Annotated in this window: 13 protein-coding genes and 1 pseudogene; 8 read left to right on the plus strand and 6 right to left on the minus strand. The window is 59.5% G+C overall.

Annotated elements, in window-relative coordinates:
- Positions 1-27 precede the first annotated feature (27 nt).
- Positions 28-1,305, plus strand: a complete 1,278-nt coding sequence (lpxC, locus tag Q7S58_RS12330) for a UDP-3-O-acyl-N-acetylglucosamine deacetylase (RefSeq protein ID WP_304825750.1) — start codon at positions 28-30, stop codon at positions 1,303-1,305.
- A gap of 26 nt (positions 1,306-1,331) precedes the next feature.
- Here lpxC and Q7S58_RS12335 read toward each other — a convergent pair whose 3' ends face one another.
- Positions 1,332-2,399 carry a peptidylprolyl isomerase gene (locus tag Q7S58_RS12335; RefSeq protein ID WP_304825754.1) on the minus strand — a complete coding sequence of 356 codons (1,068 nt, stop codon included), beginning with the start codon at positions 2,397-2,399 and terminating at the stop codon, positions 1,332-1,334.
- A gap of 123 nt (positions 2,400-2,522) precedes the next feature.
- Here Q7S58_RS12335 and Q7S58_RS12340 point away from each other — a divergent pair, with 123 nt between their 5' ends.
- Entirely contained in the window at positions 2,523-2,708 is a 186-nt protein-coding gene (locus tag Q7S58_RS12340; protein WP_304825756.1) for a hypothetical protein, read from the plus strand.
- On the opposite strand, the gene Q7S58_RS12345 is transcribed toward Q7S58_RS12340, so the two are convergent.
- Complete coding sequence (locus Q7S58_RS12345) at positions 2,693-3,475, minus strand: NRDE family protein (RefSeq protein WP_304825759.1); 783 nt, start codon at positions 3,473-3,475, stop codon at positions 2,693-2,695. The genes Q7S58_RS12340 and Q7S58_RS12345 overlap by 16 nt on opposite strands.
- A gap of 72 nt (positions 3,476-3,547) precedes the next feature.
- Between Q7S58_RS12345 and Q7S58_RS12350 the strand changes: the two genes are divergently transcribed.
- Entirely contained in the window at positions 3,548-4,765 is a 1,218-nt protein-coding gene (locus Q7S58_RS12350; RefSeq protein WP_304825763.1) for an FAD-binding oxidoreductase, read from the plus strand.
- Positions 4,766-5,095: 330 nt separating this feature from the next.
- Here the strand turns inward: Q7S58_RS12350 and Q7S58_RS12355 are convergent, their stop codons facing one another.
- Positions 5,096-5,467 (minus strand): hypothetical protein, encoded by a 372-nt coding sequence (locus Q7S58_RS12355; RefSeq protein ID WP_304825766.1) that lies wholly within the window; start codon positions 5,465-5,467, stop codon positions 5,096-5,098.
- Positions 5,468-5,720: 253 nt separating this feature from the next.
- Here Q7S58_RS12355 and Q7S58_RS12360 point away from each other — a divergent pair, with 253 nt between their 5' ends.
- The 4 genes from Q7S58_RS12360 (at position 5,721) to Q7S58_RS12375 (ending at position 9,623) form a co-directional block, all read left to right on the plus strand.
- Positions 5,721-6,680, plus strand: coding sequence for a MoxR family ATPase (locus Q7S58_RS12360; RefSeq protein ID WP_304825769.1), 960 nt, complete (start codon positions 5,721-5,723; stop codon positions 6,678-6,680).
- 61 nt (positions 6,681-6,741) lie between these two features.
- The gene (locus Q7S58_RS12365; protein ID WP_304825772.1) at positions 6,742-8,154 is read left to right on the plus strand and encodes a VWA domain-containing protein; all 1,413 of its coding nucleotides are present in this window, start codon (positions 6,742-6,744) and stop codon (positions 8,152-8,154) included.
- 137 nt (positions 8,155-8,291) lie between these two features.
- Positions 8,292-8,831: a bifunctional nuclease family protein gene (locus tag Q7S58_RS12370; protein WP_304825774.1), complete on the plus strand. Its 540-nt coding sequence runs from the start codon at positions 8,292-8,294 to the stop codon at positions 8,829-8,831.
- Between the two features lie 63 nt (positions 8,832-8,894).
- Entirely contained in the window at positions 8,895-9,623 is a 729-nt protein-coding gene (locus Q7S58_RS12375) for a tetratricopeptide repeat protein (protein WP_304825777.1), read from the plus strand.
- 349 nt (positions 9,624-9,972) lie between these two features.
- Here the strand turns inward: Q7S58_RS12375 and Q7S58_RS12380 are convergent, their stop codons facing one another.
- Both Q7S58_RS12380 and Q7S58_RS12385 read right to left on the minus strand, forming a co-directional pair.
- Positions 9,973-10,905 (minus strand): thioredoxin domain-containing protein, encoded by a 933-nt coding sequence (locus Q7S58_RS12380; RefSeq protein ID WP_304825780.1) that lies wholly within the window; start codon positions 10,903-10,905, stop codon positions 9,973-9,975.
- Between the two features lie 219 nt (positions 10,906-11,124).
- Positions 11,125-11,613, minus strand: a pseudogene (locus Q7S58_RS12385) (IS1 family transposase); the annotation flags it as partial.
- Between the two features lie 50 nt (positions 11,614-11,663).
- Between Q7S58_RS12385 and Q7S58_RS22190 the strand changes: the two are divergent.
- Positions 11,664-12,050, plus strand: coding sequence for a P63C domain-containing protein (locus Q7S58_RS22190; RefSeq protein ID WP_370655511.1), 387 nt, complete (start codon positions 11,664-11,666; stop codon positions 12,048-12,050).
- Here Q7S58_RS22190 and Q7S58_RS12390 read toward each other — a convergent pair.
- Positions 12,007-12,183 carry a hypothetical protein gene (locus Q7S58_RS12390; protein ID WP_304825783.1) on the minus strand — a complete coding sequence of 59 codons (177 nt, stop codon included), beginning with the start codon at positions 12,181-12,183 and terminating at the stop codon, positions 12,007-12,009. The genes Q7S58_RS22190 and Q7S58_RS12390 overlap by 44 nt on opposite strands.
- Positions 12,184-13,056: the final 873 nt, after the last annotated feature.

Genomic DNA, 13,056 nt, shown 5'->3' on the forward strand with positions numbered 1-13,056 from the left:
CCGCGCGATTCCGGAGAAATAATTGCTGTGAATGAGACCGTGTTGGTGGTGGATGATGAGGAGCGGATTCGGTCGTCGTTGCGCGGGATTTTGAGCGACGAAGGATTTCGCGTCGTCGATACGGGCAACGCGCCGCGCGTGATGGACCTGATCGCGAGCGAAAATCCGGCGATCGTGCTGCTCGACGTGTGGATGCCCGAGATGGACGGGATTGAGCTGCTGCGGCGGATCAAGGCGGAGCAACCGCGCGTGCCGGTGATCATGATCTCGGGCCACGCGAATATCCAGAACGCGGTCGCGGCCACCAAGCTCGGCGCTGCGGACTTTATCCAGAAACCATTTTCGGTGAGCGGACTCCTGGGTTCGATCGCGCGCGCGCTGGAAGGCGATACCGCCGGGCCGCAAGTGTCGAACAGGCTCGCGATCGACGCCGAACCGCAGGCTGCGAGGCGCGCGGCGGTGCGCGCGGGTGCGATTCCGCAGCGGACGCTCGCGCGATCGATCGTGATGGGCGGGCAGGGGCTACACACGGGCCTCAAGACCGGCGTGATATTGCACCCATCGCCACAGGGATTCGGAATCGTGTTTTCGTCGCTCGCCGACGAGACCGCGATTCCGGCGCGGCTCGAGAACGTGACCGATACCGGCTACAACACCACGCTGACCAGCGGCGGCCGTTCGGTGAGGACGGTCGAGCATCTGATGTCGGCGATGCACGCGTTCGGAATCGTGAACCTGCTCGTCAAAACCGACGACGAAGTTCCCGCGCTCGACGGCTCGGCGCTGGAGTTCTGCAAGCAGTTGAGCGAAGCGGGCGTCGCCGAGCAGGATGCGATCATCGAGCCGATACGAATAGCCAGGAAAATTGTGATCGGCGACGAGGGCGCGGGCCGGGAATTTATCAAGCTGGAGCCGGCGAACCATCTGGTGATCGACTACACGCTCGACTATCCAAAGCCGATCGGCGTGCAGCACGTGCATTTCGAGCTGACTTCGCCGGAAGCATATGCGCGCGAGATCGCGCCTGCGCGCACGTTCGGATTCGTGCGCGAGTTTCGACGAATGGCGGAGCTTGGACTCGCGAGCGGCGGGCGTCTCGACAATCTGATCCTGGTCGATGATGAAAAAGTGGTAAACACCACGCTCAGATTTGCCGACGAGTTCGCGCGGCACAAGGTGCTCGACCTGATCGGCGATCTCTACCTGCTCGGGCGGCCGCTGTACGCGCACGTGACGGCGTCGAAGACGGGGCATTCAGACAATCTCGCGATGGTCAAGGCGATCCGCAATTCGCTCGGCGGCTGAGCAGCCGGGACGATCGAGAGAAGGAGCTAGCCCGGCTGCTGCGAGACGGTCTGACCGGGTTTGGGCTGTCCGGGCATCGTTTTGAAATCGATCTTGGCGCTCTTCGCGAGTTTCTTCAGCAGCGTCTTCAAGACCGCTTCCTCATTGTAATCGAGCAGCACCATCGCGATCTTCGCGCGCACTTCCGATAGCGGCGCGATCGTCTCGCCGCGCCGCGCCGTCACCTTGATGAAGCTGAAGCCCATGTTGGATTCGACGATTTGCGTGGTGTGGCCGACCGGCGTCGAAAAGACCATCCGGTCCACTACCGGCGGCAATTGTCCGGGATGAAAGTAGCCCAGGTCGCCACCCTTGGCCGCCGATTTGGCGTCTTCGGAGTTGGCTTTGGCGAACGCGGCGAAATCCTTGGTCTTCTGCGCCTCCTTGTAGAGCCTGACGATCTTGTCGCTGGCTGCTTTCTTCTGCTGGTCGGTAGGATTGGGCGGCAGCGTGACGGCGAGGTGCGCGATCTGCACTTCGCCCGGATCCTTGACGAACAGATCCTTGTGCTCTTCGTAGTACGATTTGATTTGCGCGTCGGTCGGCCGCACGTTGTTGGCGCGGAAATCATCCTCGAGCATCTTCTCGATTTCCATCGAGCCGCGCACCTGCGTCATCAGTATTTCGTCCGGCGCGCCGCTGACGGGAGCCGACTGTCCGCTGGCGCCCGCGACCTGAAATTCGCGCGCGCGCTGCCCCACTTCAGCGTCGGGAATCGCAATCTTGCGTTTCTCGGCTTCCTGCAGAAGAAGCTGGCGATTGATCAGATTTTCCATCGCGTCGCGATAGACCGCCTTGGTTTCCTCGGTACTGGTGGCATTGATCATTCGCTTCTCGGTGTTGGCGTAATCGGTAATCTCCGCCGCCGTGATCGGTTTGCCATTGACAGTGACCGCGACGGGATCCTTCGGGTCGGGCTTGACCAGCGGCAGGATGCCGAGGAAGCGCTGCTGCCAGCTGAGATTCGCTTGTCCGCGCTGTGCGAGGGCGCGGGTGCCGCTTGCAAGCGTCGCCGCGATTGTCAGAATCAACAAAGCAAGGGCAAGTCGGCGCATGCGCATCTCAGGACTCCCAATCAGCCTCGGCGCGAGGCGTTTCATCGGTATGCATCCACACTTTATACGCGCGCATCGCTCGGCGTCAGGCGGGATTTTTCGCGCGGCGGACGGAGAATCGCGATGGCGCAACTGCGCAGGGTAAGCCTCGGCTTCGCGATCGCCGCGAGCATCATCGCGTTTATTTCGGGTGTGATTCTGTTTTTCGTGATCGAACCGCCGTTCCTCGCGTCGATTTTTCTCGCGTCAGCCTCGAGCGCGATCGCGTGTTTCGTGCTGGCGGGCATCGTCGGCTACTTCGAAGTCTGATCGAGCGCAGCGCCGCGCGGCACCGCGGCGATAGAGTAGGGTGTGCGGCAGGGCGGACCGGGCGCGAAGAAGTGATCGATCCTTGGCGATCGCGCCGACATGAAAATCATGCTCGACGATCGGGTCCCGTAGCCGTCCATGTGCAGGCAGAGCGCGTTGGACCGGCCGCTCGGCGAATCGAGTTGGGTATTGTGATCGGCTAGTCGAGTTGCGAGATCGGTGCGGCGCGCGACGGGATCGCGCACGAAGTCAGCGTCGTCGCCGAGCCGCGCGAACTTGGCATACGAGGCGCTGATTTTTGGACATTCGAAATCATTCACGTTGAGATTCGACAGCAGATGCAACCCCGGCGTCAGCTCGACCACCTCGATCGAGCCATCGCGATTGTAGGCGACGAAGGCCTGCTCGCGTGACACGATGAGCAGGTTGAAGGGATTGTAGTCGGCGCCGCGTTGCTGCGATGCGTAGCGGGCCGCGTCGGCGGCGCTTTGATGGCGCAGTGCGTCGAGGCAGAGCTGGCCGCGCGATCGCGCATTTGGATTGCCGCCATTTTCACTGCGGCGGTTCAACAAGCCTGCGACCAGACCGTGTTGGTTGATGCCGAGCCAGGTGCCGCCCGCCTTGAGATCCTTGCCGCCGACGACGTGCGGATGCTCGAGCAGCGTCGCCGGATCGGTCGCCGGGCGGTCGAGGAACTCGTCGCGATTGGCGGCAATCACGACCGGGCAATCGGCGGCAACCTTGTAGTAAATCGCAAGCGTGCACATCACATCAAAATTGCAGTCTGAAGGCATCTCGCACAAGGGGCTTAGGGCGGCGATTTTGTTAGACTCGATCGCGTGAGAGCGGGCGAACGATTCGACGTGATCGTAGTCGGCGCCGGCGTGGTCGGAAGCTCGATCGCGATGGCGCTCGCGGAGCGATCGATCCGCACGCTGGCGGTCGATATCGATCTAAGCGGGCGGCTCAGCTCGAGCGAGAAAAATGCGGGCGGCGTGCGCGCGACGTGGTGGCAGCGCGTCAATATCCTGCTCTGCCGCGCGTCGATCGAGTACTACGAACGCTTTCGCGACGAGCTCGGCTTTCGGCAGAAGGGCTATCTCTGGCTGTACAACGATGAGACCTACGCGAGCGCGCTCGAGCACATTCCGTTGCAGCGCGAACTCGGGCAGGCGATCGAAGCGCTCACTCCAGCGCAAGTGAATCGGCAGGTTCCTGAAATCGACAAGCTCGATGGAATCGCGGGCGCGACGTTCTCGCCGAACGACGGTTTGATCAATCCGAATTTGTTGAAGGAGCATTACCGCGCTCGCGCGCTAAAGCTGGGAGCGCAATTCCTCGATCGCGCGTACGTGGTTGCGATCGAGACCGGCGCGAGCGGCGTGCGGCTTGAAGCATGGCAATCCGACGAGCCGCTCACCGACGCGGGCCTGGTCAGGATGATGACGCAGGACGGGCCGGGCGAGGCCGAGACGGGACGGATGATCGATCTCAGTGCGGATTCGATCGTGGTCGCGGGCGGTGCATGGTCGCCGGCGGCGATGAAGTTGCTCGGGATTCGCAACTGGACCGAGCCGGTGCGTCGCCAGATTTGCCTGGTCGATAATCGGGTGACGAATCTTGGCGCGTACGGAATGATCGTCGATACGTCGGGCGTGTATTTTCACAATGAGGGCGCGCATATCCTGGCGGGCTATTCACCGCCCGACGAGCCGCCCGGCTATCACTTCAATTATGACGGCGAGCCGTTTTTCGAGAACGAAATTTGGCCGCGGTTGTACGCGCGCATGAGTTGCATGGAGCGCCTGCGCCACGTGACGGGGTGGGCCGGGCTGTACGAAGTGAGTCCGGATCGCAGTGCGATAATTGGGCGCGCGGCGAAGCGCGTTTACGAAGCGCATTCGTTCAGCGGACGCGGCGTGATGCAATCCTACGGTACGGGGCAAGCGCTCGCGGACTTGATCGCGGATGGAAAATACGGCGCGCTCGACGCGAGCGATTTGTCGCGCGATCGATTCGATCGCGGCGCGCAGGTGTGGGAAGAACTGCACATCTGAGGAGGGGAAAGAGAAGAAGATAAGAGTCCGAAACCCCTCACGGGTTTCGGGCTTCCTGGGGCGACGCGACGCCGACTTCGGGCCGCAGGGCCGAATCGCAATAAGATAGGATGCGCGCTACGCGCTGTTAGTAAAGGACGAAAACGGGCTTTTAAAATGAAGCCGACCGCGCCGCCACTCCGATCAAGATAACGGAGTGACGCTGGGTGCGGAGACCGGGCGCGACTTTCCGTCCCTCTCCCGTAACGTAACGGGAGAGGTATCTAGAATGCGGCGATCCTTCGGCGTGGAGCACCTATTCGCGGAATCACAGAAAAGAAACGGCGGTGTTCAGCCGCTGCGGCGGCGGAGAGCGGAAATCGGCGTCACGCTCGACGGCCGCTCGGCGGAGATCGAACGGGAACCGTTCACGGATTGCTCAATTCTGGAAGCGTCGTTCAAGAGTTTGCGATCGTCGTCATCCGACGGTAGATGCGTGCCTGGGCACGGCTCGATCAACCACCGCGCGGTGACTTCGTCGGCGAGCCGCTCGAAATGAAAAATCGCGGCGTGCGCGGCGTAGCGCTCGTCGCACCAGAGATCGTCCACGAAGTTGCGGCCGCATCGGATGCAATAACGCTGCATCTGCGGCTTGCCGGGTTGGATTTCGAGCCGCCGATTGTACCACTCGTGGGTATTCCAAGGATCGGGTTTTGCTTCCATAAGCAGCCTTGAGCGACCACTTCATTACGGGACGCCGATGCTCCTACTAAGCCGGACGTACGTCAATATGCGGCAAGGAATTGGGTTTTAAAATTTCGGTAACCGGATCTCCCACTGACCAGGTCACTGAACTCGGTCGCTCGGTGGATATACGTTTGTGGCGGCGAATGGTTTCCTCCCATCAACCAGCCATGATATTTGATTTCATCCGCGCTGGGCTTGCGCCTTCAGCCTCAGCCGTCGAGGAGGATTGATGTTTTCATCGATCGAGGACGTAATCGAGCGTTTCGCCAAGGGCAATTATATCGCGAGCCGGCGAATCGCGACTGTCATCTACCTGGCCACCGAACTGCAGAAGCCAGTGCTGGTCGAAGGGCCGGCGGGCGTGGGCAAAACCGATCTCGCGAAAGTGCTCGCGTCGTCGCTCGGCTTCGACATGATCCGCCTGCAGTGCTACGAGGGCCTGGATGAAGGCAAGGCGCTCTACGAATGGGAGTACGCCAAGCAATTGCTCTACACCCAGATTCTGAAAGACAAGATCAGCGAAGTGCTGGTCGGCGCCAAGAGTCTCACCGAGGCCGTCGATCGGATCGCGGCACAGGACGAAGTATTTTTCTCGGAGCGATTCGTGTTGCCCCGGCCGCTCTTAAAGGCAATCTCGAGCGAGCAGAGGTCGGTGCTGCTGATCGACGAGATCGACAAGGCGGATGCAGAATTCGAGGCATTTCTGCTCGAGCTGTTATCGGACTTCCAGGTGACGGTGCCCGAGCTCGGCACGCTCAAAGCCAAGCACATCCCGCTGGTGATCCTGACCTCGAACAACGCGCGCGAAATGTCGGACGCGCTCAAGCGTCGATGCCTGCATTTGTACATCGATTTTCCCGATCGCGCGCAGGAACTCGCGATCGTCAAGCTCAAGGTGCCGGAGGCGGCGGCCAAGCTCGCGGAAGAAGTCGTCACGGTGGTGCAATCGCTGCGCAAGCTCGATCTCAAAAAGTTGCCGGGTATCAGCGAAACCCTCGATTGGGTGAAGGCGCTGACGCTGCTCAACGTCGAGAGTCTCGATCAGGAACTGGTGAACGAGACACTGGACACGATCGTCAAATACGAGGGCGACGTCCGCAAGGCGCAGGAAGAATTGAAGGACTACGTGCGTCGGGCGCGTGCGCGTCGCGGCACCGAGACTGGCAGCGACAAGGACCTGTTGAACTAGCGGCTGGCTGGCTGCAATTCGGCGGCGGCTGATGCGCGGCGACGGCCTGGGCGGTATATCGATGCAAGAAAAATTGGTCGAATTTGCGCATCTGTTGCGCGAGAACGGCGTGCGGGTCTCGCTGGCTGAGACGCTCGACGCGTTCAGCGCCTCGCAGGTGACCGGGCTCGGCGAGCGCGACGCGTTTCGCGCGGCGTTGCGGACCACGATGGTCAAACGATCGACCGAACTGCCGGTGTTCGAAGAGCTGTTCGATATTTATTTCTCCGGGCTCGGCGAGATCATCAAGCAGGCGAGTCAGGCGGTGCAGAACGCGCTCTCGATGTCGGATCAGGAATTCCAGAAATTCCTCGATGAAGTCACCGAGATGCTGAAGAAAGAGGGGAAAAACCTCTCGGAAATGGCGAAGCAACTGCTGCGCAACAATTCGGGAGAACTCGAGCGCAAGATCAATGAAGCGGCGCGCGCGGTGAAACTCTCGGGAATCGAGCGCACGATCGAGGAAAATTATTTTGCGCGCGCGCTCGCGCGTCAGCTCGGGCTCGACAAGATCGAAGCGGAAATTAAAAATCTGCGCGAACAGCTCGAGAAGATGGACGTCAGCTCGGAGCTGAAAGCCAAGCTCGAAGAATATCTCGAGCGGCGCTTAAAAGCGCTCGAAGACATCATCCGCAGGTTCGTCCGGATGGAGCGCGAAAAACGCGACATCAAGCAGAAAGACGATCAGAAGCTCAATCAGATCGGCGAGAAGAGCTTCTATTACCTGACGGAAGAAGAGCTCAAGAAAATGAACGAGGCGGTAACGCGCCTCGCGCAGCGGCTCAAGAATGTGATCACGGTGCGGCGCAAGCGCGCGAAGAAAGGCCGCTTCGATATCAAGCGCACGCTCCGGCAGAATATGGACTGCGGCGGAGTTCCGTTCAAGCTGCGCTTTGAAAAGCGCAAACGCGAAAAGCCGCAAGTCGTGATCCTGTGCGACGTATCGGATTCGGTGCGCAACGCCTCGCGCTTCATGCTGCAGTTCGTGTACTCGTTGCAGGATCTGTATTCGCGGGTGCGGAGCTTCATCTTCGTCGCGGATATCGGCGAGGTGACGGATCATTTCCGCAACAACGATTCGAAGGAGGCGCTGGACGTCGCGCTGAAGGGCGATATCATCAACGTTTACGCGCATTCGAATTTCGGTTACGCGTTCCGCAGTTTCGTTTCGGATCATATCGGCGCGGTCAACAAGCGCACCACCGTGATCGTGCTGGGCGACGCGCGCAACAACTATAATCTGCCTCACGATTGGTGCCTGCGTGAAATCCAGCAGCGCGCCAAGAAGGTAATCTGGCTCAATCCGGAGAGCCGCAACACCTGGGGCTTTGGCGATAGCGAGATGGATCGTTACGCGCCGCACTGCGACGTGGTGGAAGAGTGCCGCAATCTCAACCAGCTTTATCGGGTTATCGATCGCTTGGTCACAGGCTGAGGGAGCGGTTCGCCGCCGCTTGCGGGCGTGTTCGGTTGACCATCGCGCAGCTTTGGTCCAAGATATTTTCATCCGGCGCTGCACAGGATTTAAGCACTGCGGCTGCCTGCTCGAGGCGGAGTACAGAGAGCTTGTCTATGTCTGCTCACAGGGAAGATTTCATTTTGATGATGGTCGGTGGAATCACGATCGACCCGTCCACCAAGATGCCGATCGTGGTGCTGAAGGATCCTGACAATAAGCTCAATCTGCCGATCTGGATTGGTCCGCTGGAAGCCACCGCGATGGCGACCGAGCTCGAAGGAATCAAGCCGCAGCGTCCGATGACGCACGACCTGCTGCGCAATCTACTGACGGAGTTTGGCGCGACGGTTGAAGCGGCGGAGATCACCGAGCTGCGCGACAATACCTACTTCGCGCGAATCCAGTTGAAATCGCGCGAGGGCAGGGCGTTCGAGCTCGATTCGCGGCCGAGCGACGCGATAGCACTTGCATTGCGCACCAAGTCGCCAATCTACGTCGCGAAGCAAGTGCTCGAGGCGTCGAGCGAGCTGCACGAATCGCAGGGCGAGCCGCAGCAGCAGGCCTCCGAGCAGAATCTCGCCGGCGTGTCGCGCGACAAGTGGTCCGAAATTCTCGAACGGATGGCGCCCGAAGATTTCAAGTACAAGATGTGAGCGCGTAGCGCTCGCCGCTGACTCATTCGATCCTGGCCCGGGCGGCGCCCGCCGGAGCATCTGATGCCGCCGACTACTCATCGCCGAAAAACCACCCAGCGAAAAATCACCCAGAAGGAACTCAAGCAGCCCGACGAGTTCACGACGCTCGCCGAGAGCGTGCAGAATTTCATTCTCGGCAATCTCAACCAGGTCTTCATCTCGCTCGGAATCGTCGCTGCGATCGGCGCCGTCGTCATCGCGGTCTATTACTACGAGCAGCATCGCGACGCCGTCGCTTCGACGCAGTTCTACACCGCGCTGACGCAGTTGAAAGGCGGGCAATACAAAGCGGCCGAAGCGCAATTCAAAAAGCTCGCGGACGAAGAGCCGGGGCGCCGCCTCGGACGTCTCGCGCGATTCTACACCGCGAGCGCGTACCTCGGTGACGGCGATCTGCCGCGTGCGCGCGATACGCTCGTCGCGTTTCTCGCCGAGGAGCGCGACCCGCTGTTCACCGGCCTCGCGCTCACCAATCTCGCCGTCGTTTACGAGCGGATGGGCGATTGGAAGAAAGCCGGCGGCGCTTATCGACAGGCCGCCGGGATCGACGGACCCGAGCAGATGCGCTCGCAACTCGGCGTCGCCCGGATGCTCGCGAAGATGGGCGACAAGCAGGATGCGATTACGGCTTACCGCGGCTTCCTGATGGCGCATCCGTATGCGCAACAGCGCGAGGATGTGCTCGCGTCGCTCGCGCTGCTGGGCGCTCCCGCAGTTCCACCGCCTCCCGCGATCGCGACGACTAAATGAAGAGATTCCCTCGAATACACTCCGTTCCGCCTCGGGGGACTAATCGATAGCGATTCGGCCCTCCGGCCCGAATCGGCTCCGCGTCGCTCGCGCGTCGCGAAAGCTCCGCCTAAGGAGATTCCCTCGAATACTCTGCGTTCCGCCTCGAGGCCCGCGGCCCCAGGCGCAAGCAGCACTTTGAATTCTCTATTTTTTTCCACTACTAACAGCGCGTAGCGCGCATCTTTCTACTCGACGATTCGAGCGCGCAGCCGGCTACACGTTTTTTGCCCCAGGAAGCGCGAAACCCGTGAGGGGTTTCGCATTCTGCTCTTTCCGAGCGCCGACTCGCGCTCTCCTGATCCTCCGGCTACTTCCCCGCGCTCGTTTTCGCCGCCAGTTCCGAATCAATCACGAAATCCACGATCTTGTTGTCGGGCAATCCCACCACCGGGATGCCGTTGATCAAAAACGTCGGCGTCGAACTCACCTTGACCAGCGCGCCGTCGATTTGATCCTGCTGGATGCGCTCGGCGGTCTGCTTGCTGTCCATGCACGCCTTCAACGAAGCGTCGTCGAGCTTCTGGCTGCCCACGATCTTGTCGACGTGATCCTGAACATTCTGCGCGGTGATCGATCCCTGGTTGGTGTAGAAGTAGCGCGCGAACTGCCAGAAGGCCTCGGGATTCTGCAAGCGGGCGCATTCGGCGGCGGCCGCGGCCTTCATCGCCCACGGATGCACATTCAGCGGATAATTCTTATACACGACCTTTATCTTTCCCTTGTAGTTGGTGCTGGCGATCGTCTCGAGCACGCTGAATGCGTGCGCGCAGTACGGGCACTCGAAGTCGGCGAACTCGACGATGGTCACGGGCGCGTCCGCAGGCCCCAGCGTCGGGCGATCGTCGAGATGAATCTGGCTCATACTCATGCGTCCCCACGGCTCGCCGCTCATGTCGATATAAGTGCCGATAATGCCCTTGGTCTCGGCCTTGTCGGAGAAGAGGATGGTGCTGATGCTCTGGCCCTTGTCGTTGCTGACGGTAAGCGGGCGCGCGTAGATGCCCTTGATCGGCGTCTCGCTGACGGGCCCCAGCTTGATCAGGTCGGGATTCGGAATCTTAAAGTGTTTCTGGAGGAATGCGATGAGCGCCGGATCCCTGGTGCCGGCGGTCGCTGCGGGACTCGGCGCTGGACTCGCGGCACGAGCATCCCAGGGCATCGTGACGATGCCGACCACAATCACGATCACGCTCGATGCGATCAAACGACGGCTACGAATCAGCAGATTAGGGGTGCGCATAAGTCCTTGATGATACGGATCGCAAAATGGGTCCGCCAGCGCCGCATGCTATTTATCGTTGGGGTGAGGGGTCTGAGTCATCGTAAAGACGAGGCTTTAACCGCAGATTCCGCCGATTACACAGATTGCGAGCCGAGCAATTTGTCCTTCACCTTGCGCTTATACAAGTTCGCATAAGAAGTATTATGTCAACTAGCCGGGTAGTGGGCGGTTTGGATTTCAAGGTATGAGCGCCGCGATTTCTTCGGTCGTCCAGACGTGATCCGCAACCCCTGCTTTCATCGCGGGCGTCGTCTTTAGCGTCTGATGGACGCGAGCAAAATTGTAGTACATGTAGAACAAAGAGACCGCATGCTTGTGGTTTTCGATCTTCTTTGAGAATGCGTTGGTCAAGCGCGTGAAGCGCCGCATTCCCATCCTCATGCTGAGATTCTGGCGTTCAACGTAACTCGTGCTGATATGGTCGGGATCGGGCGCGCCAGTGATAACCCTGCGCTCCGCCCCGATGCAGACCGGCGGACTGTAGCGCGTCTCGCTCTCTTGGACTGCCCCGTATTTCTTGACCAGCATGCCGTAGTCAATATCGTTCTCGAACGCGAGATAGACCGCGTACAGATAAGCGTGATGCCCGTCGGTCGTTAGCTGGACGCGATGGTTCAGGCGGCTCGCAACATCCTGCATGAACGTGTGCGCGGCTCGGGAATCGCGCCGAATTGGCGAAATGGGCAAAGCGTTTTCCTGATGAATTTTATCGGCAAATGTTCAGGCTGAAAGGATGGAAGTACGATCCCGCAAGCTCAAGGCGTCCGATTCAGATGGCACAGATGACGGTCGATCTTGTGTTCGATCGTATAGGCCCCGGCATAACGACAGAACTCCGAGAGCGTCGTACTGAAATTCGCGAGACCACTGGACGGTCTGGATATTTGCATCAAGTTATGACGCCTGATGTCGGACATCCGGCACTTCAACACCACTTGTCCGGTATCAGTTTCCTTGCGAAGGCTTTTCCAGATGGAGCGTACGAAGCCTTCCATCAAGCGATGGATCGTGTGGCGCCAAGGAACAATAGGACTCTGCCGCTACCGTTCCCTGATTCGTCTATTCCGGATGCCAACGGGCTTGGGCCGCCTTCTTCGCGATAGCCTTGCGCCGTTTTACGGACAGTTTTTCGGCGCGCGCCTTCCCGCCCTTCGACGCCCCGAGCGCGGAGAGCGCCTGTGCATGCGGGTTCTTGCCCTCTGCCGGCTTTAGGACTTCGCCGATGACGGTTTCCACAGTGCCTAGCGCCTGTTGAACGAAATCGGCTCTCTTGCCGCCTCTGCTTGCTCGGGTAGGCATGGGGAGAGTATGACTCTAAACCATGCGAGCCGTCAAACTGCGCCCTTGGATACGGAGATTAAAGCGCCTGCGAATCGAATGGTTGAGCACTGTCGCCTCGGTCGTTATTGCCGCTTGCTCAATGGTAATCGCTCTTTGCTCGTTGACTTTCACGATTCATGAGAGACGCGTCGCGCGACAGCACGATAAGCTCTCTGTTCAACCCCATCTATTCATGTCGTTTTACTACGATACAACCGGAGTAGGTTGGCGAACAATCAATGACGGCGTAGGTCCCGCTCGACTTCGTGGGTTCAAGTTATTGGTCGATGGAGTATCCCAAAAAGCGTCAGACCCATTTCCCGACGCAATATCTAATCCCTTAAAAATACCAAAGACGGGTGCTGAGTTTCTAAACCCCGCCGTGGATACCGTCCTCCAGGCCGGTGGGATGGTTCAATCCGTCTGGTTTCACTGGGGTTCTGGCGCAGAAGCTATAAAAGCAAACGCTTCCAGGATCGGTTTTGAAGTTTGTTACTGTTCGATCTACGACGAATGTTGGCTTTTCAGTTCCGCAAACCTTCACGGGAAGCGAGACGACACTTGCAGCACATTCAAAAACGAATCTCGTAGTTGGTGGTGGGACGGCTAGGTTATCTGCACGTAATTATCAACAGTGTCGTTGCGACTACTAGTGGCCTGTAACAGTGACATTGGTATCGGGTTAGTGTATCGTAAGGGATGCTTGATGGAGAGCTTGGATTGGCCCCGAGGGAGCGCAAGGAACTGAGGGATAGAGTGCGCTCGCGCACCCTGCCAGCCGAGGATGTG

Source organism: Candidatus Binatus sp., from assembly GCF_030646925.1.
GTDB lineage: Bacteria > Desulfobacterota > Binatia > Binatales > Binataceae > Binatus.